The 23761-nt window shown below is 70.0% G+C and carries 15 protein-coding genes; 9 read left to right on the top strand and 6 right to left on the bottom strand.

Annotated elements, in window-relative coordinates; translation table 11 throughout:
* Positions 1-27 precede the first annotated feature (27 nt).
* Both IB230_RS12690 and IB230_RS12685 read left to right on the top strand, forming a co-directional pair.
* Positions 28-2208, top strand: coding sequence for a glycoside hydrolase family 3 N-terminal domain-containing protein (locus tag IB230_RS12690; RefSeq protein ID WP_192272712.1), 2181 nt, complete (start codon positions 28-30; stop codon positions 2206-2208).
* A 5-nt stretch (positions 2209-2213) separates the two neighbouring features.
* Complete coding sequence (locus tag IB230_RS12685) at positions 2214-3365, top strand: MFS transporter (RefSeq protein ID WP_192272710.1); 1152 nt, start codon at positions 2214-2216, stop codon at positions 3363-3365.
* 5 nt (positions 3366-3370) lie between these two features.
* Here IB230_RS12685 and IB230_RS12680 read toward each other — a convergent pair whose 3' ends face one another.
* The 3 genes from IB230_RS12680 to IB230_RS12670 all read right to left on the bottom strand — a co-directional run bounded on the left by IB230_RS12680 (position 3371) and on the right by IB230_RS12670 (position 6407).
* Entirely contained in the window at positions 3371-3820 is a 450-nt protein-coding gene (locus IB230_RS12680; protein WP_192272708.1) for a hypothetical protein, read from the bottom strand.
* Positions 3821-3923: 103 nt separating this feature from the next.
* Positions 3924-5717, bottom strand: coding sequence for a DNA helicase RecQ (recQ, locus tag IB230_RS12675; RefSeq protein ID WP_192272706.1), 1794 nt, complete (start codon positions 5715-5717; stop codon positions 3924-3926).
* 135 nt (positions 5718-5852) lie between these two features.
* A complete protein-coding gene (locus tag IB230_RS12670; RefSeq protein WP_192272704.1) occupies positions 5853-6407 on the bottom strand; it encodes a Dps family protein in 555 nt (184 codons plus the stop codon).
* Positions 6408-6497: 90 nt separating this feature from the next.
* Here IB230_RS12670 and hrpA point away from each other — a divergent pair, with 90 nt between their 5' ends.
* Positions 6498-10610: an ATP-dependent RNA helicase HrpA gene (gene hrpA, locus IB230_RS12665; RefSeq protein WP_192272702.1), complete on the top strand. Its 4113-nt coding sequence runs from the start codon at positions 6498-6500 to the stop codon at positions 10608-10610.
* 15 nt (positions 10611-10625) lie between these two features.
* On the opposite strand, the gene IB230_RS12660 is transcribed toward hrpA, so the two are convergent.
* Positions 10626-11114, bottom strand: coding sequence for a hypothetical protein (locus IB230_RS12660; protein WP_192272700.1), 489 nt, complete (start codon positions 11112-11114; stop codon positions 10626-10628).
* 16 nt (positions 11115-11130) lie between these two features.
* The gene (locus IB230_RS12655) at positions 11131-11637 is read right to left on the bottom strand and encodes a hypothetical protein (RefSeq protein WP_192272698.1); all 507 of its coding nucleotides are present in this window, start codon (positions 11635-11637) and stop codon (positions 11131-11133) included.
* Positions 11638-11708: 71 nt separating this feature from the next.
* On the opposite strand from IB230_RS12655, the gene IB230_RS12650 reads away from it, so the two are divergent.
* A complete protein-coding gene (locus tag IB230_RS12650; protein WP_225589506.1) occupies positions 11709-13853 on the top strand; it encodes a bifunctional (p)ppGpp synthetase/guanosine-3',5'-bis(diphosphate) 3'-pyrophosphohydrolase in 2145 nt (714 codons plus the stop codon).
* Positions 13854-13870: 17 nt separating this feature from the next.
* Entirely contained in the window at positions 13871-15463 is a 1593-nt protein-coding gene (locus tag IB230_RS12645) for a hypothetical protein (protein WP_343227313.1), read from the top strand.
* Here IB230_RS12645 and IB230_RS12640 read toward each other — a convergent pair.
* Entirely contained in the window at positions 15460-17556 is a 2097-nt protein-coding gene (locus IB230_RS12640; RefSeq protein WP_192272696.1) for a glycosyltransferase, read from the bottom strand. The genes IB230_RS12645 and IB230_RS12640 overlap by 4 nt on opposite strands.
* 95 nt (positions 17557-17651) lie before the next feature.
* Between IB230_RS12640 and mrcB the strand changes: the two genes are divergently transcribed.
* The 4 genes from mrcB to IB230_RS12620 all read left to right on the top strand — a co-directional run bounded on the left by mrcB (position 17652) and on the right by IB230_RS12620 (position 23685).
* Positions 17652-20063, top strand: coding sequence for a penicillin-binding protein 1B (gene mrcB / locus IB230_RS12635; RefSeq protein WP_192272694.1), 2412 nt, complete (start codon positions 17652-17654; stop codon positions 20061-20063).
* Positions 20060-20647: a hypothetical protein gene (locus tag IB230_RS12630; RefSeq protein WP_192272692.1), complete on the top strand. Its 588-nt coding sequence runs from the start codon at positions 20060-20062 to the stop codon at positions 20645-20647. The genes mrcB and IB230_RS12630 overlap by 4 nt, the downstream gene beginning before the upstream one ends.
* Before the next feature lie 61 nt (positions 20648-20708).
* Entirely contained in the window at positions 20709-22757 is a 2049-nt protein-coding gene (locus tag IB230_RS12625; RefSeq protein WP_192272691.1) for an ATP-dependent DNA helicase, read from the top strand.
* 106 nt (positions 22758-22863) lie between these two features.
* Positions 22864-23685 carry a DUF5694 domain-containing protein gene (locus IB230_RS12620; protein ID WP_192272689.1) on the top strand — a complete coding sequence of 274 codons (822 nt, stop codon included), beginning with the start codon at positions 22864-22866 and terminating at the stop codon, positions 23683-23685.
* Positions 23686-23761 lie beyond the last annotated feature (76 nt).

Here is a 23761-nt window from a genome sequence, read left to right as displayed (position 1 = left end):
ACCGGCGTTCCCGGGAGGACCGCTTACATGCCGCATCAGCGAAGGATCGAAGGCCTGATCGCCGGGATGACGCTGGAGGAAAAGATCGGCCAGCTCGGCGCCTTCGCCGATGCGCTGCGGCCGTTCGCCTTCGAGGTCAATCCGGAGACCTTCGCGCGCGATGCCGAGCAGGTACGCGAGCAGATCCGCAGCGGTCGCGTGGGCGCGCTGTTCAACGGCGTGGGCGCGGCGGAAGGCCGCGAGGCGCAGCGCATCGCGGTGGAGGAGAGCCGGCTCGGCATCCCGCTGCTGCTGGGGGCCGACGTCATCCACGGCATGCGCACGGTGTTCCCGATCCCGCTGGGCGAAGCCGCCAGCTTCGAACCCGAGCTGGCCGAGCGCACCGCGCGCGCCACCGCGAAGGAAGCCACCGCCGCCGGCATCCACTGGACGTTCGCGCCGATGGTCGACATCGCGCGCGACCAGCGCTGGGGCCGCGTGGCGGAGACCTCCGGCGAGGACGTGCATCTCTCCTGCGAACTGGCCGCCGCCCGCGTGCGTGGTTTCCAGGGCCCGGACCTGACCGCCGCCGATTCGCTGCTGACCACGCCGAAGCACTTCGCCGCCTATGGCGCGATCTCTGCCGGCCTGGACTACAACTTCGTGGACATGGCGCCGCAGACGTTGCGCGATATCCACCTGCCGCCGTTCAAGGCCGCGATCGACGCCGGCGCGCTGACGCTGATGAGCTCGTTCAACGACATCAACGGCGTGCCGGCCTCGGCCAACCGCGAACTGCTGACCGACATCCTGCGCGGCGAGTGGAAGTTCGAAGGCTTCGTGGTGTCCGACTACACCTCCGACCTGGAGCTGATCGCGCACGGCTACGCCAGCGACGAAGCCGACGCCGCGCAGAAGGCGCTGTCGGCCGGCCTGGACATGAGCCTGCAGAGCGGCATCTACGCCGGCCACGTCGCCACACTGGTCGCCGATGGCCGGCTGGGCATGGACGAGGTCGACGAAGCCGTGCGCCGCGTGCTGCACGTCAAGGCCGCGGTCGGCCTGTTCGATGATCCCTACCGCTGCCTCGATGCCGAACGCGAAGCCGACCAGTCGCACATCGCCGCGCACGATGCGCTGGCGCGCGACTGCGCGCGCCGCTCCATCGTGCTGCTGAAGAACGAGGGCGACCTGCTGCCGCTGAAGAAGACCGGCCAGCGCATCGCGCTGATCGGGCCGTTCGCGCAGGACACGGCCAACCTCGGCGGTTGCTGGAACATCTTCGGCGACGCCTCACGCATGGTGGACGTGGAAACCGGCGTGCGTGCCGCGCTGGACGATCCGTCCGCGCTGGTCGTCGTGCCGGGCAGCGGCATCGAGGAGGCGATCGACGGCGGCATCGACGCGGCGGTCGCCGCCGCGCGCGCGGCCGACGTCGTACTGCTGGCCGTGGGCGAACCGCACGAGTTCTCCGGCGAAGCGCAGTCGCGCACGCAGATCGTGCTCCCGGCCGCGCAGCAGGCGCTGGCCGAGGCGGTCGTCGCCACCGGCAAGCCGGTCGTCGTGGTGTTGCGCAATGGCCGCGCGCTGGCGCTGGAAGGCGCCGTGCGCGAAGCGCGGGCGATCCTGGTCGGCTGGTTCCTCGGCACGCAGACCGGTCCGGCCATCGCCGACGTGGTGTTCGGCGACTACAACCCGTCCGCACGCCTGCCGGTGAGCTTCCCGCAGGACGCTGGCCAGCAGCCGTACTTCTACAACCATCCCGCCACCGGCCGTCCCAACGTGCCGGGTACCCCGCGCTTCTTCCAGACGCGCTGGCGCGAAGTTACCCACGCCGCGCTCTATCCGTTCGGCCATGGCCTGTCGTACACGCGCTTCGACTACGGCGTGCCTCAACTCGACACGCAGACGCTGGCCTGGGGCGACACGCTGACCATCCGCACGCGCATCACCAATACCGGTGCGCGTGCGGGCGAAGAAGTCGTGCAGCTCTACCTGCGCGACCGTACCGCCAGCCGCGTGCGTCCGGTGCGCGAACTGAAGCGCTTCCGCAAGATCGCGCTCGCCGCCGGCGAGTCGCAGGACGTCGAGTTCACGCTGACGCGCGCTGATCTGGAGTTCCATGGCATCGACAACCGCCCTGTCGCCGAGCCCGGCCTGTTCGACCTGTGGGTCGCGCCGTCCAGCGCGGTCGGCGACGCGGTGCCGTTCGAACTGCTGGCGCCCTGAGCCGCATGTCCGTGAGTGACGCCGCGATGCCGGCCCCCGGCGCGCGCGAACGCATCGCCACCCGCATCGCCTTCTTCATCGGCGGCTTCGCCATCTCGGCGTGGGCGCCGCTGATCCCGTTCGCCAAGCGCAAGCTCGCGCTGGACGACGGCCAACTCGGCCTGATGCTGCTGTGCCTGGGCGTGGGCTCGGTGCTGATGATGCCGCTGGCCGGCGGGCTCGCGGCACGGTTCGGTTGCCGCCGCATGATCCTGGCGGCGGGCGCGATGATCTGCCTGTGCATGCCGGCGTTGATGCTGGCGCCCAGCATTCCCGTGCTCGCGCTGGTGCTGGCCGTGTTCGGCGCCAGCATGGGCGTGCTCGACGTGGTGATGAATGTGCAGGCGGTGATCGTCGAACGCGCCAGCGGCCGCGCGATGATGTCCGGCTTCCACGGCATGTACAGCGTCGGCGGCATCGCCGGTGCCGGCGGCGTGGCCGGTGCGCTGGCGCTCGGTGCGTCGCCGCTGCTGGCGATCGGCGGCATGGCGATCGTCGCGGCGACGCTGTTGGCGGCCTCGCGCCGGGGCCTGCTGGTGGACGGCGGCGCCGGCGACCATCCGGCGTTCGTGTTGCCGCGCGGGCGCGTGTTGCTGGTCGGTGCGGTGTGCTTCGCGATGTTCCTGTCCGAAGGTGCGGTGCTGGACTGGAGCGCGGTGTTCCTGACCTCCGTGCGCAACGCCGATCCGGCCACCGCCGGCTTCGGTTACGTTGCCTTCGCGGTGACGATGACGATCGGCCGCCTGACCGGCGACCGCATCGTGCAGGCGCTGGGTGCGTTCCGTGTGGTTGTGTGCGGTGCGTTGATCGCGGCGGCGGGCTTCACGCTGGCGATCCTGGTGCCGTCGTCGTTGGTCGGTCTGGCCGGCTTCGCGCTGGTCGGTGCCGGCGCTGCCAACGTGGTGCCGGTGATGTTCTCCGCCGCCGGGCGTCAGCGCAGCATGCCCACGCACCTGGCGGTCGCCGCGGTCACCACCATGGGTTACGCAGGGGTGCTGCTGGGGCCGGCGGCGCTGGGCTTCATCGCCAAGCTGACCTCGCTGGCGGCAGCGCTGGGCCTGCTGGTCGTACTGCTGGTGGCGGTGGCCTTGGTCGCGCGCGTCGCCACGCGCGACTGAACGGCTTACGGGCGCGGTGCGCCGCGCATCATCGGGCCGCCGGGGTAACCGTAGGGGCCGTAGTAGCCACCGGGCCCGTCGTAGCGCTCGACGTTGATATTGAAGTTGAACGTACGCGGCTTGCCTTCGTCGTCGTACGTGGTCTTGCAGAGATTGAGGTTGGCCGCGTTGTAGGTGCTGCGGCCGTGGCCCTTGCTGTAGCCGATGCCGGTGGTCACGCTGCCGGACACACCGTCGCCGTCATCGTCGCCGTAGTACACGCAGGGATCGATGGGGGCAGCCGGCGCCGTGTCCTTCGTCCGTGCCGGCTGGCGGTCGCCATACCAGGTGCCCGGCGGATCCTTGGCATAGGTCGCCTCCCGCGGCACGCTCAGGTCGAGTGCTTCCGCCGTCGGCTGCGCGAGCGCAGGCGCGGTGGTCAGCAGGGCCAGCAATGCGATGGGCAAGGTCTTCATGGGACATCCCGGAAGGAGGGCGCGCCGGCTGGCGGACCTGAAAGGCAACCTAACAGCCGCGGATTGAACGTCGGCTGAGATCGGCGCGCGCGGGCAGGGAACTTCACCCCGCCGCACCCAGCACGTCCAGCACGCGCTGGCCGTAGCGCTCCAGCTTGGCGCCGCCGATACCGCCGACCCGGGCCAGTTCGTCCAGCGTGGCGGGCTGCTGCTCGGCGATGTTGCGCAGCGTACTGTCGTGGAAGATGACGTAGGCGGGGACGTTCTGCTCGCGCGCGAGTTGAGCGCGCAGGTCGCGCAGCACCTGGAAGCGCGGCAGGTCGGCGGCCTGGACCGGCACGCCGCTGCGCGATCCGCGGTCGCGCTCGCGCTTTTCGCGCTGCTCCTTGCGCAGCTGCAGGCGGCGCTCGCCGCGCAGCACCGCGCGGCTGCCCTCGGTCAGGCGCAGGCTGCCGAACTCGGCCTCCACTTCCAGCAGGCCGCAGGCCACCAACTGGCGGAATACGCTGCGCCACGCGGTCGCGTCCAGGTCCTTGCCGATGCCGTAGGTGGTCAGGTGGTCGTGGCCGCACTGGCGGATGCGCTCGCTCTCGCTGCCGCGCAGCACGTCGATGACATGGTTCACGCCGAAGCGCTGGCCGCTGCGGTACACGCAGCTCAAGGCCTTCTGCGCGGCCTCGGTGGCGTCCCAGGTCTCGGCCGGGCTCAGGCAGTTGTCGCAGTTGCCGCACTCGTGCGGATAGGTTTCGCCGAAGCCGGCCAGCAGCACCTGCCGCCGGCACTGGGTGGACTCGCAGTAGCCCAGCAGCTGGTCCAGCTTGCGCCGCTCCAGCCGCTTGCGCTCCTCGCCGGCCTCGCCCTGTTCGATCATCTGCTTCAGCAGCACCACATCGCCCAGGCCGTAGCAGAGCCAGGCTTCGGCGGCCTCGCCGTCACGACCGGCGCGACCGGTCTCCTGGTAATAGCCTTCCATCGACTTGGGCAGGTCCACGTGCGCCACGAAGCGCACGTCCGGCTTGTCGATGCCCATGCCGAAGGCGATGGTCGCCACCATCACGATGCCTTCCTCGCGCAGGAACCGCCGCTGGTTGTGGGCGCGCACGCTGGCATCCAGGCCCGCGTGGTAGGGCAGGGCATTGAAACCCTGCTCGGCCAGGTAGTCGGCGAACTGTTCCACCCGCTTGCGCGACAGGCAGTAGACGATGCCGGCCTCGCCACGGTGCTTGCGCAGCATGTCGCGCAGCTGGTGGCGTGCGGTGTCCTTCTGCACCACGGTGTAGCGGATGTTGGGTCGGTCGAACGAGCTGACGAACTTCTCGGCCTCGACCAGGTTCAGCCGCTCGGCGATCTCGCGCTGGGTCGGCGGATCGGCGGTCGCGGTCAGCGCGATGCGCGGCACGTCCGGCCAGCGCTCGTGCAGCAGGGTCAGTTCCAGGTACTCGCGGCGGAAGTCGTGGCCCCAGGCCGAGACGCAGTGCGCTTCGTCGATCGCGAACAGCGCGATCCGGCTGCGGTCCAGCAGCGACAGGAAGCGACCGGTCAGCAGGCGCTCGGGCGCGACGTACAGCAGGTCCAGCTCACCCGCCAGCAGCGCCTGTTCGACCTGCTGGGCTTCGTCCGCCGCCAGTGAGGAATTCAGGAAGGCCGCACGCACGCCCAGTTGGCGCAGCGCATCCACCTGGTCCTGCATCAGTGCGATCAGCGGGGAGACGACGATGCCGGTGCCGTCGCGCAGCAGTGCGGGCACCTGGTAGCACAGGGATTTGCCAGCACCGGTCGGCATGAGGACCAGGGCATCGTGGCCGGCGGCGAGGTGTTCGACGATCGCCTGCTGGTGGCCACGGAAGGCGCTGTAACCGAAGACGCGCTGCAGTGTTTCAAGTGCGGGGGACGACATGGGCACAGGATAACCCGGCGCCCGGGCGGGCCGGTCGCGCCCACGGCGGCGATGCGTGTAGGAAAACCCCGATCCGGGCGCGAAAAGCAGGACGCCCGGCAGGGGCCGGGCGTCGGTGCGTCACGGAAGCGTGGATTACTGCAGCAGCGAGCGCAGCATCCAGGCGTACTTCTCGTGGGTCTGCAGGCGCTGCGTCAGCAGGTCCTCTGTCGGGGCATCGTCGGCGTCGTCCGCGATATCCAGCACCTTGCGCGCGGTACGGCAGACGGCTTCATTGCCGATCACCAGCTGGCGCACCATCTCGCGCCAGTCGGCGCTGTCGCTCAGGCCCGGCTCTTCCGGGATCGAGGTCAGGCTGACGAACTCGCGGTACGAGCCCGGGGCGTTGAAGCCCAGCGCGCGGATGCGCTCGGCGATTTCGTCCAGTGCGGTCCACTGCTCGGTGTACTGGGTTTCGAACATCGTATGCAGCGAATTGAACATCGCGCCGGTGATGTTCCAGTGGAAATTGTGGGTCTTCAGGTACAGCGTGTAGCTGTCGGCCAGGAAGCGCGACAGGCCGTCGGCGATCTTCTTGCGTTCGCCGCCACTGATCCCGATATCGATGTTCGGTGCCGACGGGGCGGTTGCGAGGGGCGCAGCCACGGAGGTGGCCTTGGTCTTGGCGGGCTTGGTCTTCGGCTTGGCCATGCGGATTCTCCTGTAGGTGGGTTGAGGCGGCACAATAGACACACTAGAACATGTGGCGTGAGCGAAAAGTTTCAACGCCGTGCTTAAAGAATGACGACCCCCCGCCATCCCACCCCCGACCGTACCCCCGAGCGCGCCGCCCTCGACCAGGGGCGGCGTGCGCTCGACGGTGCACTGAGCCGGGACCGTGGCCGGCTGCACGGGCTGTGGTCGCGCTGGCAGGGCAAGCCGGCCGATGCCGGCGCGCGGCAGGCCTTCGAACAGGCATTGATGGCCTCGATCGCCACCCGCGAGCGGCGCCTATCGGCCGTGCCGGCGGTGATCCTGGATGAGTCGCTTCCCATCGCCCGCGAGGGCGAGCGCATCGTCGAGCTGATCCGGAACCACCAGGTCGTCGTCATCGCCGGCGAGACCGGCTCCGGCAAGACCACCCAGCTGCCCAAGCTGTGCCTGGCCGCCGGCCGCGGTGTGGCCGGCATGATCGGCTGCACCCAGCCACGCCGCATCGCCGCGCGCGCGGTGGCGCGGCGCGTGGCCGAAGAGTTGAACACCGAGCTCGGCCGCGGCGTCGGCTTCCAGGTGCGCTTCAACGACCAGGTCGGCGAAGACACCCACATCAAGTTCATGACCGACGGCATCCTGCTGGCGGAGATCGCCAGCGACCGCTGGTTGTCGGCCTACGACACGATCATCGTCGACGAGGCGCACGAACGCAGCCTCAACATCGACTTCCTGCTCGGCTATCTGAAGCAGCTGCTGCGCAAGCGCCGCGACCTGAAGGTCATCGTGACCTCGGCGACCATCGATACCGAACGCTTCGCCAAGCACTTCGACGATGCGCCGGTGATCAGCGTGGAAGGCCGCACCTATCCGGTGGAGGTGCGGTACCGCGCGCTGGAAGGCGAAGGCGAACAGGAAGGCGAGCGCACGGTCAACGACGGCATCGTGGCGGCGGTGGACGAGATCACCCGGCAGGATGCGCGCGGCGACGTGCTGGTCTTCCTGCCCGGCGAGCGCGAGATCCGCGATGCGCACCAGTCGCTGGAGCGTCGCAAGTACCGCAACACCGAGGTGCTGCCGCTGTACGCGCGCCTGTCCAACCAGGACCAGGACCGGGTGTTCAATCCGGGGCCGAACCGGCGCATCGTGCTGGCCACCAACGTCGCCGAGACCTCGCTGACGGTGCCGCGCATCCGCTACGTGGTCGATCCGGGCTTCGCGCGCGTCAAGCGCTACAGCCCGCGCAACAAGCTCGACCGCTTGCACATCGAACCGGTCTCGCAGGCCAGCGCCAACCAGCGCAAGGGCCGCTGCGGCCGCATCGCCGAGGGCATCTGCTACCGCCTGTATGCCGAAGCGGACTTCCAGGCGCGCGCGGAGTTCACCGATCCGGAGATCCGCCGTTCCAGCCTGGCCGGGGTGATCCTGCGCATGCTGCAGCTGGGCCTGGGCCGGATCGAGGATTTCCCGTTCCTGGAAGCGCCGGACGAGCGCGCGGTCGCCGACGGCTGGCAGCAGCTGGCCGAACTCGGTGCGATCGACAACGAGCGACGCATGACCGCCATCGGCAAGCAGATGGCGCGGCTGCCGGTCGACGTGAAGCTGGCGCGCATGCTGGTGGCCGCGCAGGCCGCCGGCTGCCTGCGGCCGATGCTGGTGATCGCCTCGTTCCTCGGCATCCAGGACCCGCGCGAGCGTCCTGCCGACGCGCGTGGCGCGGCCGACACGGCACACGCGCAATTCGCCGACGGGCGCTCCGAGTTCGTCGGCGTGCTGCGTCTGTGGGATGCATATCGGCAGGCGCATGAAGACCTGACCCAGTCCAAGTTGCGCGACTGGTGCGGCCGCCATTTCCTCGGTTTCCTGCGCATGCGCGAATGGCGCGAATTGCATCGCCAGCTGCGCCTGCTGTGCGAGGAGCTGGGCTGGAAGGAAGAAGCGGCCGACGCGTCGATGGCGCCACTGCTCGCCGGCAGCAGCGCGCCGCCCGCCGCGCGCGATGACGCCGCCGCGGTGAAAGCGACACGTGGCCAGCTGCATCGCGCCGCGCGTCTCGCACGCGAGGGCAAGACCGAGGCTGCACCGGCGCCGGTCGCCGTCAGTGCGCAGAAGCAACAGGCGCCTGCCGCGGGCGGCTTCAGCGAGCGTGTGCGCGCCGCCGCCTACCAGACCCTGCACCGCGCGCTGGTCGCGGGCCTGCCCACGCAGGTCGGCCATCGCACCGACAAGGGCGATTTCCAGGCGCCCCGGCAACGCCGCTTCCTGCCGTTCCCGGGCTCGCCGTTGTCGAAGCGCCCGCCGCCCTGGCTGCTGGCCGCCAACCTGCTGGACACGCAGAAGGTGTGGGGCATGACGCTGGCCGCGATCGAACCGGACTGGGTCATCGCCGAACTGCCGCACCTGCTGCTGCGCAAGCATTTCGGCCCGCACTGGTCGCGCGCGCAGGGGCAGGTGCTGGCGTCGGAGCAGATCAGCCTGTTCGGCCTGGTGCTGGCGCCGAAGAAGCCGGTGCACTACGGCCGTATCGCACCGGGCGAAGCGCACGACATTTTCGTGCGCCAAGGGCTGGTGACCGGCGAGATCACGACGCGCGCGTCGTTCGTCGCCGACAACCTCAAGACGCTGGAGCAGGCGCGCGAAGAAGAAGCCAAGCTGCGTCGCGCCGGCCTGGTCGCCGACGAGGACTGGCAGGCGCGCTGGTACCTGGACCGCGTGCCGGCGGATATCCATTCCGCCGCCGGCCTCGATGCGTGGTGGAAGGCCTTGCCGGCCGACAAGCGCCGCGCGCTGCACTGGTCGCTGGCCGACCTGCTGCCGGGCGAGGGCAGCGAGGAAGACCGCTATCCGAAGTATTTCGCGCTGGGCGATGCGCGCCTGCCGCTGCATTACCGGTTCGAGCCGGGATCCGTCGATGACGGCGTGACGCTGGCGGTGCCGCTGCACCTGCTCAACGCGCTCGATCCCACGCGACTGTCATGGCTGGCGCCCGGTTTCGTCGCCGACAAGGCGGCCGGCCTGATCCGCAGCCTGCCCAAGGCGATGCGGCGCAATTACGTGCCGGCGCCGGATTACGGCCGCGCGTTCTTCGAGGCGTTCGCGAAGCCGACCGTGGACGATATCCGCGGTGAGCTGGCGCGCTTCCTGTCGCGCGCCACCGGCGTGACGGTCACCGCGCTCGACTTCGACGAAGCCGCGCTGGAGCCGCACCTGCGCATGAACCTGCGGCTGCGCGAAGATCCGCGCGGCGGCGGCGAAGGCAAGGTGCTGGCCGAGTCGCGCGACCTCGACGAACTGCGCGCCCGTTTCGGCGCGCAGGCGGGGCAGGCGTTTGCCGCGCGCGCGGGCCGCGAGATGGCGGCCACCGGATTGCGCGACTTCCCCGCGCAGCCGATTCCGCGCGAGGTGCCCGGCGAAGCCGGCGTGCCGGCGTATCCCGCGCTGCGCGATGACGGCGAGACGGTGGCGCTGCAGGTGTTCGCCGACCGCGGGGAAGCGGCCGCGGCGCATCCGGGTGGCGTACGTCGGCTGCTGGAGATCGCGCTGGCCGACAAGGTGAAGCAGGCGCGCAAGCAGTTGCCGGTGTCGCCGAAGACGGGGTTGCTGTACGCGGCGATCGAATCGCAGGAGCGGTTGCGCGGCGACATCGTCGATGCGGCGATGAACGCGGTGCTGGCCGACGGGCTCGACGCGATCCGCGACCGCGCCGCGTTCGAGCAGCGGCGCGACGACGCCGGCAAGCGCCTGTTCGGTGAAGCGATGGAGCGGCTGAAGCTGGTCGAGGCCATCCTGTCGGCGGTCGCGGAGTTGAAGCCGCAACTGGAGGCGCCGTTGATGGGGTGGGCGCGCGGCAACCTCGACGACCTGCGCGCGCAGTTGGCGGCGCTGGTGCATCCGGGTTTCCTGCGCGACACGCCGGCCGATGCGCTGGCGCAGCTGCCGCGCTACCTGAAGGCGATGACCCTGCGCGCCGAACGCGCCAAGCGCGATCCCGCGAAGGACCAGGTACGCATGCTGGAACTCAAGCCGTTCGCCGACGCGTTGGCGCAGGCGAACGAGGATGGCATCGCGCAGGCACCGGACTGGCAGGCGCTGCGGTGGGACCTGGAGGAACTGCGGGTGTCGGTGTTCGCGCAGGAACTGGGCGCGAAGAGCGGCGTGTCGCCGAAGAAGCTCGCGCAACGCCTGCAGGCGCTGCGCGGGTAAGGCATCGTGTGCGCGTCAGTCGGCGCGCTGCACCTTGGGCCGCGGATTGTGGCCTTCGACCTGCAGGTACCAGCCGCTGATCTTGCCGGGCGAAACCGTGACCTTGGCGTTGCCGAGCGGCTTGCCCGCGTAGTACTCGCCGTCGATCACCCGCCAGCGCTGGCCGTTCTCCAGGGTGAACACGGTGCCGCGCGACCAGCCCTTGAGGCTGTTGGCGGCCAGCGCACTGGCGACCGGCTGCAGTCCGTCGCTGCCGAACAGGGTGCCCGTCACGCGCTGACCATCGTCCCTGCGCTCCTTGCGGACTTCTTCAACGACCGCTTTCCTGTCCTCATCGAGCAGGTTGTTGAGCAGTTGCAGTTGCTCGCTGCTCAGCTGGTCCAGGCCGGTGGCCTTCATCTGTTCCGGCGTGAGGCGATTCTGGATGTCGACGTAGTCGCGGGCATGCAAGGGCAGGGCGACGATGCACAGGGCGACAAGGGGCAGGAGGCGTTTCAGGCGCATGGATGTTCTCGGTCGGTCATTTGATGCGGCGGACGGGTGCGGCGGTGTTGTAGCCGTCGATCTTCAGGAACCATGTGTTGCCGAAGCGCGACGGCGTGATCTTCACCACGGGATCGGTGCGACGGACGCCTGCGAGCGATGCCGGCTCGACCTGTTCCCACACCTGGCCATTGGCGAGCGTGTACTGGCGTCCCTTCGCGAAACCGTTGAACGCGCCGACGATCGTGCTCTGTATCGGCTCGGTGGTGCCGAAATCGAAGAACCCGCGGGTCTCCTGTTCGACCTCCTTGCGGCCCTCCTGCTTCGCCTGCGCAGCCGCCTGCGCGGTCTGCTGGCCGACGCGTTGCTGCAGCCACGCATCGAGCGCGGCGAGTTCCTCCGCGCTCAGCTTGTCCAGGCCGGCGGCCTTGAACTCGCTGTCGCTCATCGCGTTGCGCAGCGGCTCGAGAGAATTCTGCTGCGCGACGGCGCACGTGGATGCGACCAGCAGCGCGATGGATAGAAACAAGCGGCTCATCTTCATGGTTGTTCCGGCGGTCGACTGGCCGGTAGTGTAGTCATTCCGGCGGCGCTTGACCGCCCAGCCCCGCGCCCATGCCTTCCCCCGTCCAGGACATCACCACGCTGCTGCAACGACCCGCGATCCAGGGGTTGCCGGCACCGCTGCGTCGCGCGCTCGCCGGAGCGGTGGACGCCGCTCCGCCGCCGGGCGACATGCCGGACACGATCGGCGTGCTTGCCGACACGCTCGACACGCTGGTGACGCTGGGAGCGGATGGCGATGTCGTGCTCGCCGCCCTGCTGCATGGCGTGCCGGCACTGGCCGAGCCGGTGGGCAGCCAGGTCCCCGGGCTGGCGGACCTGCTGGAGGGGCAGGTGGCGGCGGCCCAGGTCTGGGCGCTGCATGCGGAACAGGCACGGGGAGTGAACACGGAAGGCTTGCGCCGGCTGCTGCTGGCGATCGTGCGCGACCTGCGCGTGGTCACCATCCTGCTGGCCCGGCAGCTCGCCCGCATGCGCGCCGCGGGCGCCCTGCCCGAATCCGAACGGCAGGCGCTGGCGCGCCTCACCCGCGACATCCACGCGCCGCTGGCCAACCGGCTGGGCATCTGGCAGCTGAAATGGGAGCTGGAAGACCTCGCATTCCGCTACCTGCAGCCGCAGGTGTACAAGCAGATCGCCACGCAACTCGACGAGAAGCGCATCGGCCGCGAGCGCTACATCGGCGAGGTCATCGACGCGCTGCGGGCGGCACTGGCCGAGCATGGCATCCGGGCGGACATCAGCGGCCGGCCGAAGCACATCTACAGCATCTGGCGGAAAATGCAGCGCAAGCAGGTCGGCTTCGACGAGCTGTACGACCTGCGCGCGGTCCGCATCGCGGTGGACGACGTTGCCGCGTGCTACGCCGCGCTCGGCATCGTGCATGCGCTGTGGGTGCCGATCCCCAGCGAGTTCGACGATTACATCGCGCGCCCGAAGGCCAACGACTACCGCTCGCTGCACACGGCCGTGGTCGGCCCGGAAGGGCGCACGGTCGAAGTGCAGATCCGCACGCACGAAATGCACGCGCAGGCCGAACTGGGTGTGGCGGCGCACTGGAAGTACAAGGAAGGCAAGGGTGGCGGCGATGCCTTCGATCGCAAGATCGCGTGGATGCGCCGGCTGCTCGATGGTGCGGCGGAGGGTTCCGGCGGCGAAGGCAGCCTCGCCGGCGAACTGGATGCGGAACTGGTCGAGGACCGGATCTACGCGCTGACGCCGAAGGGAGAAGTGGTCGACCTGCCGCGGAGCGGCACCGTGCTCGACTTCGCCTACCACGTGCACACCATGGTGGGTCACCGCACGCGCGGCGCAAAGGTCAACGGCCGCATCGTGTCGCTCAGCCATGTGCTGCGCAGCGGTGACCGGGTCGAGATCCTGACCTCGAAGGAACCGGAGCCGCGGCGCGACTGGCTGCTGCAGGCCAACGGCTTTCTCGCCAGCGGGCGCTCGCGCGACAAGGTGCGCGCGTGGTTCCACAAGCTGGATCGCGCGCGCAACCTGCAGGCCGGTCGCGACCTGCTGGAGAAGGAGCTGAAGCGGCTGGGGCTGCACCACGCCGACCTGACGGGCGCGGCGAAGAAGTTCCATGCCGACAGCGTCGAGGAGCTCTACATCCAGGTCGCGCTGGGCGACGTCGGCCCGCACCAGGTCGGGCGTGCGCTGCACGAAGAGCAACGTGCCGCGGCCGAGCCGGATACGGTTTCGCTACCGGTACTGCGACCGCCGCGCAGGGTCGCCAAGCCGGGCAAGTCGAAGTTCACCGTGCAGGGCGTGGGCAACCTGCTGGTGCAGCTGGCCAAGTGCTGCCAGCCGGTGCCCGGCGAACCTATCGCCGGCTACCTGACGCGGGTCCGCGGCGTGACCGTGCACCGCGCGGACTGCGTGGCTTTCGCGCGACTGGCCGCGACCAGTCCGCAACGCGTGCTGCCGGTGGAATGGGGCCAGGCCGGCGGGGGATACGAGGTGGACGTGCAGGTCACGGCGCTCGATCGTAAGTGGCTGCTCAAGGACATCACCACGCTGATCGCGCAGGAAGAAGCCAACGTGCTGGACATCAACAGCCAGAGCAACCGCACCAGTGGCCGCGTGCATCTGCGGCTGCGGCTGAAGGTCGCCGACTTCGGACAGCTGTCGACGCTGCTGGGCAAGCTGGATGCGCTGCCCGGGGTGGAAGACGCACGACGTTCAGGCTGAGTGGTTATGCTGCGGGCGTGACCCGCGAAGACCACCATGGCGCCGGACGGGGCCGACGCATCGAACCGCGCATCGACTGGACGCATACCGCAGGGCTCGACGCCGACCCGCGCCGTGCTCCCGGCCCGGTGTGGCGCGATCGGCGCCATTGGCGATGGGCGGTAGCGGCCGCCATCGGCTTCATCCTGCTCGTCATCGTCCTGCGCCAGCCGCTGGCTGACATGGTGTGGCCGCAGACCCGCATCCAGTCGCTGCTCGACCAGGCGGACCAGGCGTTGCGCGCCGGGCGGCTGGATGCGGCCGATGGCAGTGGTGCGCGCCAGCTGTACGAAGCGGCGCAGGCGCTCGACAACGATCGTACCGAGGCGGCCGACGGTCTGCGCCGCGTCGCACTGGCCGCGTTGCAGTCGGCGGACGCGGCCCTGCAGCAGAACCGGTTCGACGACGTGCGTGCGCGGCTCGCGCTCGCCCGCGACCTGCAGGTGCCGCGGCCGCAGGCGGATGCGCTGGCGGCGAGACTGCGCGCGCGCGAGGCCGAGCATGCGGGTATCGACGGCTTGCTTGCGGCGGCGGCGCGTGCGCACGCGGACGAGCACCTGTGGGGCGGTGATGACACGGCCCTGCCGCTGTACCGGCGCGTGCTGGCGCTGCAGCCGACACGCATCGAGGCGCTGGAGGGCAGGGAAGACGCGTTGTCGGACCTGCTGCAGGAAGCCGGATCGCAGCTCCGCCGCGGCGAGCTCGGCGAGGCGGCGGCCAGGATCGCGGCGGCGCGCACGTTCGACGCCGGCCATGTCGATCTGCCTCAGGCCGAAGCTGCGCTGGCGGCCGCAGTGGATGCGCGGCGTCGCGCAGGTACGCGCGACCTGGCGCGAGGCCGGCTCGCCTCCGCACGCGCGGCCTATGAGGCGGTCGCGTCGGCCCTGCCGGACGATGCTGCGGCACGGCAGGGTCTTGAGCAGGTCGGTATCGCGCATGCCCGGCAGGCGGAGCGCGAGGCCGGCGATTTCAATTTCGCGCAGGCGCAGCAGGAGCTGCGGCTGGCGCGCGAGCTGGCGCCGCAGGCGGCCGGCGTGGCGCAGGCGGAGCAGGCCGTCGCGCGGGCACGCCAGGCGCGGCAGCGCCAGAACGCGGCGCCGTCGATGACCGCACGCGAGCGGGACCGCCGGGTCGGTGTGCTGCTCGCACGGATGGCGCACGCCGAGGCGCAAGGCCAGTGGCTGACGCCACCGGGGGAGAGTGCCTACGACACGTTGCGCGCGGCGCAGGCGCTGTCCCCCGAAAGTGCGGCGGTGAAACAGGCGGCGATTCGCCTGATGCCCGCCGTCCGCACCTGCTACGAAGACGAACTGCGCGCCAATCGCATCCGCCGCGCGCAGGCCTGCCAGCAGGCCTGGCAGACCCTGGAGCCGCGCGATCCCGCCTTGCAGGACGCACGCCGACGGCTGGCGGAAAAATGGATCGCGGTGGGCACGGAACGCCTGGGTGCGGGCGATCTGGCGTTCGCGGGGCAGGCGTTGCAGGAGGCGCGGCGGCTGGATGGCGCGGTCGCCGGCCTGGACGACTTCGCCTCGCGTGTCCGCGTGGCGCAGGCGGCCATCGCTCCCTAGTGCAGGAAGACGCGGCGCACCGTGTCGCGGGCGGCGTCCATCGAGAAATGGCGGGTGATGTTCTCGCGGCCGTTGTCGGCGAGCCGCTGCCACAGCGCCGCATCGGCGTACAGTCGCAGCACCGCTTCCGCGAACCCGGCGGCGTCGTCGGCCACCAGCACGTCGTGTCCGTCCGTCAGGTGCATGCCTTCGATCGCGCACGAGGTCGCCACCACCGGTTGCCCGTGCGCCATGCTCAGGTTGACCTTGCCCTTCACGCCGGCGCCGAAGCGCAGCGGCGCCAGCGCGATGCGAGCGCCGGCCATGTAAGGCTCCAGCTCCGCCACGTGCCCGTGCACGACAATGCCCGGCTGCGACTGCAGGGCGAGCACCTCGGCGGTTGGCGCCATCCCGATGCAGTGGAAGCGGATGCCGGGTTGCCGTGCGCGGATCAACGGAAACACCTCGCCGCCGAACCAGCGCACCGCATCGACATTGGGCGGATGACGGAAGCCGCCCACGAACACCAGATCGTGCCGTTGCCCGAAGGGAAGCCCGCTATCGGCCACCTCGTGGAGGTTCGCCACCACCTCCACGCATGCATCCGGCAGCAACCCGGCCAGCATGTCGCGCTCCACCGGACTCACCACCAGCGTGGCATCGGCCTGGCGGATCAGCGTGAGCTCGCGGTCGCGCGTGCGTTCGGCGGCGCGCTCCAGGCCGGCATCACCCGCCAGTTCAGCGCCGCGCCGTTCGCGCAGGAAGTGCAGGTCGACCGTGTCGAACACCACCTTGGCCTGCGGCGCGAAGCGCCGGACCAAGGGCAGGAACTCCGCGGCGACGTAGTGGCGCGACAGCATGACCACGTCGAAGCGGTGGCCGTGCTCGCGCAGCCACGCCGATGCGCGTGCCGCGAACGGTGCGTGCCAGGCCTCGATGCCGTGGCGTCGCAGTCGCGCGGTATCGTCGCCTGCGTGGTGAAGGTCGGCGGGCAGGAACACGACATGGGCCCCGTCTTCCACCAGCATCCGCATCAGGTTGACCAAGCGCAGGGAGGCGGAGTCGTGCAGCGGACGCGGCGTTTCCGCATCGACGACGAGGATCTGCCGTCGCGGACGCACGACCGAGCCGGCGGTCGGTACGGTGCCGGCGCGCGGCTGTCGCGCGAGCGCTTCCCGCCATTTTTCCGCGAACACGCCACGGTTGCGCACCTGGTAGGCCTTGGTGCCGCTTGCGGTGTCGGTGCCGGAGGTGATGCCTTCCAGATGCACCACCCGCGATGCGGGCTGGTAGAGCACGCGAAGACCGCGTGCGCGCACGGCGAAGGCGAGGTCGGTGTCTTCGTAGTAGGCCGGCGCGTAGCGCGTGTCGAAGCCGCCCAACTCGCGGAACAGCGGGGTAGGCACCGCGACGGCGGCGCCCGAACAATAGGCCGCGTCGCGCAGGCTGGCGTAGCGGGGATCGTCCGGCGAGTCGAAGCGTCCGTAGTTCCAGGCCGAGCCGTCGTCGAACACCACGCCGCCGGCTTCCTGCAGGCGTCCATCCGGGTAGATCAGCTGCGCGCCGACCAGTCCGGCATCCGGGTGGGCTCCGAACGTGTCGAGCAGCGCATCGAGCCAGCCCGGTTGCGGCACCGTGTCGTTGTTGAGGAAGACCAGATGGGCGCCGTTCGCCAGTGCCGCGCCGTCGTTGCACGCCGCGATGAAACCACCGTTGGCGGGGCGGCGGTGGTATCGCAGTCCGGCGATCTGCGGCATCCACTCGCCGGTCTCGTCGCTGGACCCGTCGTCGACGACGAGGATCTCGCAGGTCGCGGCCGGCGGGTATTCCGCCAGGGCGCGCAGGCAGGCGAGCGTGTAGGCCGCCTGGTTGTAGACCGGAATCACGATGCTGGCGCGCGGGGCATCGTTTGCCGGTACCGCGAACGGCGCGAACGGTGCCGCCGCGGGAACATGGAGCGGCGCGGAGGCCGGAAGCACGCGACGCGCGAACTGCCGTCGTACCCGCGCCCACGTGGGGCCCAGGCCCCGCGTGCGCAGGCTGGCCAGTCCTCGCCGGACCAGGCCGCGCATGCGTTCCAGCATGAAGCGCACGTCGGCCCACGACATCGACATTCCGTTGCAACTCCAGCTGAGCAAGGGGGAAACGGGCCGGGCGCACCGCGGATGGCTGCGCTAGACTCGCCCGAATTCCCATTGTCGCATCCCCTGTGGCCCGCAACGACTACGACGACGAAGCACTGGACGAAGACGACATCGACGACGACGGCGGTCCCGTCTGGCGGCAACGCCTGCTGACATGGGGTCTGGCCGCGGTGGGTCTGGGATTGGGCTTCCTGATCCCGTACACGCTGTACCTGAACCACCAGGTCACCGAACGTTTCGGCGAGTTGCGCTGGCAGATCCCCACCCGCGTCTATGCGCGGCCGCTGCAGGTCGCGCCGGGCCTGGCGATGGACGCGCAGACGCTGAAGACCGAACTCGACGCCGCGGCGTACCGCGACGACGGTAGCGGCGAGAGCCCGGGCACCTACACGCGCGAGGGTGGCCGCTTCACCATTTCCAGCCGTGGTTTCATCGACGTGGACGGGCGTGTGGTACCGCGCCGGTTGCAGGTCAGCCTGTCCGATGGCCGTATTGCCGCGGTGCGCGACCTCGGCCGCAAGCAGAACCTCAAGGCGGCGCGACTGGATCCGGCGCGGATCGCCACGTTGTACGGACAGAAGCAGGAAGAGCGTCGGCTGGTGCGGCTGGAAGAGGTGCCGGAACTGCTGGTGACCGGCCTGCAGGCGGTCGAGGACCGCGATTTCAAGGACCACCACGGCATCGACCTGTCGGGCATGGTGCGCGCGGCGTGGTTGCTGGTGCGCTCCGGCGGCGACACGCGGCAGGGCGCCAGCACGCTGACCCAGCAGCTCGCACGCAGCGGCCTGCTCGGCATCGGCAAGGAACAGACGCCGACGCGCAAGTTCAACGAGATCCTCTACGCGTTGATCCTGGAGGCGCGCTACGACAAGCGCACGATCCTGGAGGCGTACTTCAACCAGGTGTACCTGGGGCAGCGGGGCAGCCAGGCGATCCACGGCGTCGCCGCCGGCGCGGAGTTCTGGTTCGGGCGCGACCTCGACAGCCTGACCACCGAGCAGATCGCGCTTCTCATCGGCATGGTGAAGGGGCCGTCGTACTACGACCCGCGGCGCAACCCGGAACGTGCGAAGGAGCGCCGCGACTACGCGCTGCTCAAGCTGCACGAGACCGGCCTGCTCGACGATGCCGAGTACAAGCGTGCGCTTGCCGCGCCACTGGGCGTGACCAAGACGCCGGGCATGGCCGCCGCCAACCGTTTCCCCGCCTACGTGGACCTGGTCCGCCGCCAGCTGGCGCGCGACTATCCCGAGAGTGCGCTGCAGGGAGCAGGCCTGACGGTGCTCACCGGCATGTCGCCGTCGGCGCAGGCGTACGCCGAATCGTCGGTGACGCGCACGATCAAGGCGCTGGAGAACAAACGCCGGCCGACGCTGCAGGCCGGCATGGTGGTGACCGACGTGCACGACGGCGACGTGCTGGCCGTGGTCGGCAGCCGCAACGTGTCCGAAGTCGGCTTCAACCGCGCCGTCGAAGCGCAGCGGCCGGTCGGCTCGCTGTTGAAGCCATTCGTCTACCTGCTCGCGCTGGCGCAGCCGGACCAGTATTCACTGGCGTCGTGGGTCGACGATTCGCCGGTGACCGTGCAACTGGGCAAGAACCGGCGCTGGACGCCGGCCAACGCCGACCGCCGCAGCCATGGCACCGTGCGCCTGGTCGACGCGCTGGCGCGCTCGTACAACCAGGCCACCGTGCGCGTGGGCATGAAGGTCGAACCGGACCGCCTGGCGCAACTCATCCGGGTGCTGGCCGGCATCCAGGCGGAACCGAACCCGGCCTTGATCCTGGGCTCCACCGACCAGAGCCCGTACGCGATGGCGCAGCTGTACCAGTTCCTCGCTTCGGGCGGCGAGATCCAGCCGCTGCACGCGGTGCGCGGAGTGCTCGATCCCGATGGCAAGCTGCTCAAGCGCTACGACAAGACGCCGGCGCCGGCGCAGGAAGGCGATTCGATCGCCGCCAACCTCATCACGGTGGCGTTGCAGCAGGTCGTATCGAACGGCACCGGCCGCCAGCTGATCGGCGATGGCCTGGGTCGTTTGCAGTCCGCGGGCAAGACCGGCACCAGCAACGACAGTCGCGACAGCTGGTACGCCGGCTACACCGGCGATCACCTCGCGGTGGTGTGGATGGGCAATGACCAGAACGAGCAGACCGGCCTGTACGGCGGCACCGGCGCGATGCGCGTGTGGTCGGGCCTGTTCGCGCGGTTGCCGAGCGCACCGCTGAAGGTGTCGGGCAAGGGCCTGGACTGGCAGTGGGTCGCCGGATCCAACACCACCGATGCCAGCTGTCCGGAAGCCCGGCAGCTGCCGTTCGTCTCCGGCTTCACACCGGCCTATGCGCCTTGCGTCATCGAACAGGCGCCGGTCGAGGGCGAGGAATCCGAAGGTGGCGGCTGGCGCAGCTGGTTCGGCCTGGATCGCAAGGAAGAACCCGCACCGCCGCCACAGGAAGCGCCTCCGCAACAGCCATGACCATGAAGTACGCACTCTCTCTTGTCCTGATCCTGCTGGCCGGCTGCGTCTCCGCGCCGGTGCCCGAGACGCCGGTCGTGCGCGATCCGCTGACGCCTGACCAGCGCGTCGCCGCCATCGATGCCGCCGCCGGGGACGACGACCGCGAGCTCGCCGTGCAGCCGCTGCGCGATCCGCAGGTCGAGGATCTGCGCGAGACGGCGCAGCAGGCGCGCGCGGCGCGCGACGTCGCCAGGGCGGCGGACGCGTTGAACCAGGCCTTGCTGCTGGTGCCGGAAGATCCCGCCGTGCTGCAGGAACGGGCCGAAGTGGCGATGCTGCAGGGCGACTACGCGCGCGCCGACACACTGGCGCAGCGCGCCTTCCAGCTGGGCTCGCAGGTGGGTCCGTTGTGCCGCCAGCACTGGGAGACCGTGCGTCAGGTGCGCCAGCATGAACTCGCCGTGCATCAACCCCTGCCCGCACGGCACACGCCGGAGGACGCGGCCCAGCATGCCGCGCGCGCGGCGACCCTGCGCGCGGCGATCATCGAGGCGGAGAGCAAGCGCGACGCGTGCACCGTGCCGGTCATCGAGCGGATGTGAGGCGCATGCCGCGTCCGTGACGCGGTACCCTTGCCGCTGCACGCCGCCTCCTGTTTTCCCGATGTCCCAGCTAGCCCAGGCCAGCCGCGATGCCCTCAGCGAGGGCGGTGCGCTGGCGGAACGACTCGATGCCTTCGCCCCCCGCGACGCCCAGCAGCGCCTGACCGCGGCGATCGCCGACGCCTTCGACGCGCGCGATGTGCTGCTGGCCGAAGCCGGCACGGGCACCGGCAAGACCTTCGCCTATCTGGTGCCTGCGCTGCTGTCGGGCCTGAAGACCATCGTCTCAACCGGCACGCGCGCGCTGCAGGACCAGCTCTACCACCGCGACCTGCCGCGCGTGCGCGATGCGCTCGGCGTGGCCGGGCTGAAGTCCGCGCTGTTGAAGGGACGCAGCAACTACCTGTGCCGCTACCGCCTCAACCAGGCCAAGGGCGATCCGCAGGCGCTGCGCACCACGTTCACCAGCCGCGAGCAGGTGGACCAGTTCCAGCGCATCGTCGCGTGGGGCGGACGCACGCAATACGGCGACATGGCGGAACTGGCCGCCTTGCCGGACGACTCGCCGCTGCTGCCGCTGGTCACGTCGACGATCGACAACTGCCTGGGCAGCGAGTGCCCGTTCTGGGACGACTGCTTCGTGGTGCAGGCGCGCCAGCGCGCACAGGCGGCCGACATCGTGGTCGTCAACCACCATCTGCTGCTCGCCGACCTGGCGCTGAAGCAGGAGGGCTTCGGCGAGATCCTCCCGGGCGCGCAGGCGTTCGTCATCGACGAGGCGCACCAGCTGCCTGAACTCGCCGCCAATTTCTTCGGCGAAGGCTTCGGCATGCGGCCGCTGCAGGAACTGGCGCGCGATTGCCTGACGGAGTCGAAGGACGCGGCGGGCGCACTGGCCGCCTTGCAGCCGCCCGTGCGTGCGCTGGAACAGGCGTTGCGCGAGGCGCGCGCGGCCATGGAGGGCATGCCGGCGCGCGGCACCCGCGAGCGCCTGCTGGCCAGGCCCGAGGTCGGCGCGGGGTTCGATGCCATCGAGCATGCGCTCGCCGACCTGTCCGCGGCGCTCGCACCGCTGGCGCAGGCGTCGTTGGGGCTCGAAGCCTGCGCCGCGCGCGCCACCGAATTCGCCAAGCGCCTGTCGCGCTGGCATGCCGCGCCGTCCGGCGCGGGTGCATTCGACGACACGGAGGCGGCGCAGGCCGACGATGGCGACGTGCTCTGGTACGAACTCACCCCGCGTGCGTTCCGCTGCCAGCGCACGCCGCTCGATGTCTCCGGACCGCTGCGCCAGCATCGCGAGCAGTCGCGTGCGGCGTGGGTATTCACCTCGGCCACGCTGGCGGTAGGTGGCCGCTTCGACCATCTCGCCGTGCGGCTGGGCCTGGACGATCCGCCGACGCTGCTGCAGCCGAGTCCATTCGATTGGCCGCAGCAGGCGCTGTGCTACCTGCCCACCGGATTGCCTGATCCGAATGCGCCGGGCTATGGCGCGGGCCTGATCGCGACGCTGAGGCCGGTGCTGGAGGCGTCGCAGGGCCGTGCCTTCCTGTTGTTCGCCTCGCACCGCGCGTTGCGCGAAGCCGCGGAGGCGCTACGCGGAGGTCCTTGGCCGCTGTTCGTGCAGGGCGAGGCGCCGCGCGGCACGCTGCTGCAGCGGTTCCGCGAGTCCGGCAACGGCGTGCTGCTGGGCGCGGCCAGCTTCCGCGAAGGCGTCGACGTGGTCGGCGATGCCTTGAGCGTGGTGGTGGTCGACAAGCTGCCGTTCGCCGCGCCCGACGATCCGGTGTTCGAGGCGCGCCTGGAAGCGGTGCGCCGTGCCGGTGGCAATCCGTTCCGCGACGAACAGCTGCCGCAGGCGGTGATCGCATTGAAGCAGGCGGTCGGCCGGCTGATCCGCAGCGAGACCGACCGTGGCGTGCTGGTGCTGTGCGACCCGCGCCTGACCGGCAAGCCGTACGGACGCGTTTTTCTCGACTCGCTGCCGCCGTTCCGCCGCACCCAGCGCGTGCAGGACGTACAGCGCTTCTTCGGTGCCGAGGTCGAGGAAGCGGCGCCGGCGCCGGCACGTGCCGGCGATGCGGACGACTGGTTTGCGGACGCACGCTTCTGACCGGACCGAATCCGACGCCCGCTACGGAGATCGAGCTGGGTTAAACCCTCTGCCTGTCTGTTGCATCTGACGAAGGACTTGCCTTCGTCTGGTCCAGGAGTTCGAGATGGGTTTTCGCGTGTCGTGGTTCTCACTGGTGTTGCTGTGCGCGGCGGGGATACCGGTACAGGGGCGCGCCGCCGAACCTGCGCCGGAGCCTGCGAAGGTCATGATGCTGGGGGTGTTCCACTTCGCCAATCCTGGTCGGGACGTGGTGAAGGCGGACGTCATCGACGTGATGACGGCCGCCAACCAGGCCTATCTGGCGGGGCTGGCGTCACGACTGGCAGCATTCCGGCCGACCGATGTGCTCGTCGAATGCGAGCGATCGGCGCAGGCGCGGCAGGATGCGGCCTATGTGGCGTACCGTGATGACGGCGCGACGCTGGGCATCAACGAAATCCAGCAGATCGGCTACCGCGTGGCCAAGCTGGCCGGCCTCGATGGTGTGACCTGCTTTGACGAGGATGAGGTGCACTGGAAGGGGGAGGCGTTGTTCGCCTACATCGCCGAGCGCGAGCCTGATCGGAAGGCGGCCATGGACGCGGTGTTCGCGGCATTGTCCGCACGCGAGGCGCGCGAGCAGGCGACGCTGCCGTTACCCGAACTGCTGCGGCTGGCCAACACTCCGGAGCGGGATCGCGAGAACAAGGACCTGTACATCGCCACGAATGCGGTGGATGCCGGCGGCGGATTCGTGGGCGCCGATGCATCGGCCAGCTGGTGGCATCGCAATTTCCGCATGTACGCCAACGTGCAGAATGCAGCCGCGCCCGGGCGTCGCGTGCTGGTGATCGGTGGAGCAGGCCACACCGCGATCCTCAAGGATCTGCTGGCGATAGACCGGCAGCGTCAGGCCGAGCCTGTGGCGCCATACCTGACGCCTTGAAGACGAGGCCCGCAGCGGGAGGCAGGTAATCAGGCAGCACCCGACGTCCAGAGAGCAGCCGCGGGGTTTCCACCGA

Origin of the sequence: Pseudoxanthomonas sp. PXM01 (assembly GCF_014851815.1) — a bacterium.
Taxonomy (GTDB): Bacteria; Pseudomonadota; Gammaproteobacteria; order Xanthomonadales; family Xanthomonadaceae; genus Pseudoxanthomonas_A.
The sequence above is the reverse complement of the archived record's forward strand: the minus strand, read 5'-3'. Positions and strand labels throughout refer to the sequence as shown.

Coding starts and splice junctions, on each gene's coding strand:
- IB230_RS12680 (WP_192272708.1), bottom strand. CDS start 3,820: ATGAAGACCTTGCCCATCGCATTGCTGGCCCTGCTGACCACCGCGCCT.
- IB230_RS12640 (WP_192272696.1), bottom strand. CDS start 17,556: ATGTCGATGTCGTGGGCCGACGTGCGCTTCATGCTGGAACGCATGCGC.
- IB230_RS12620 (WP_192272689.1), top strand. CDS start 22,864: ATGGGTTTTCGCGTGTCGTGGTTCTCACTGGTGTTGCTGTGCGCGGCG.
- IB230_RS12650 (WP_225589506.1), top strand. CDS start 11,709: ATGCCTTCCCCCGTCCAGGACATCACCACGCTGCTGCAACGACCCGCG.
- IB230_RS12685 (WP_192272710.1), top strand. CDS start 2,214: ATGTCCGTGAGTGACGCCGCGATGCCGGCCCCCGGCGCGCGCGAACGC.
- IB230_RS12630 (WP_192272692.1), top strand. CDS start 20,060: ATGACCATGAAGTACGCACTCTCTCTTGTCCTGATCCTGCTGGCCGGC.
- IB230_RS12690 (WP_192272712.1), top strand. CDS start 28: ATGCCGCATCAGCGAAGGATCGAAGGCCTGATCGCCGGGATGACGCTG.
- recQ (WP_192272706.1), bottom strand. CDS start 5,717: ATGTCGTCCCCCGCACTTGAAACACTGCAGCGCGTCTTCGGTTACAGC.
- IB230_RS12625 (WP_192272691.1), top strand. CDS start 20,709: ATGTCCCAGCTAGCCCAGGCCAGCCGCGATGCCCTCAGCGAGGGCGGT.
- hrpA (WP_192272702.1), top strand. CDS start 6,498: ATGACGACCCCCCGCCATCCCACCCCCGACCGTACCCCCGAGCGCGCC.
- IB230_RS12670 (WP_192272704.1), bottom strand. CDS start 6,407: ATGGCCAAGCCGAAGACCAAGCCCGCCAAGACCAAGGCCACCTCCGTG.
- IB230_RS12660 (WP_192272700.1), bottom strand. CDS start 11,114: ATGCGCCTGAAACGCCTCCTGCCCCTTGTCGCCCTGTGCATCGTCGCC.
- IB230_RS12655 (WP_192272698.1), bottom strand. CDS start 11,637: ATGAAGATGAGCCGCTTGTTTCTATCCATCGCGCTGCTGGTCGCATCC.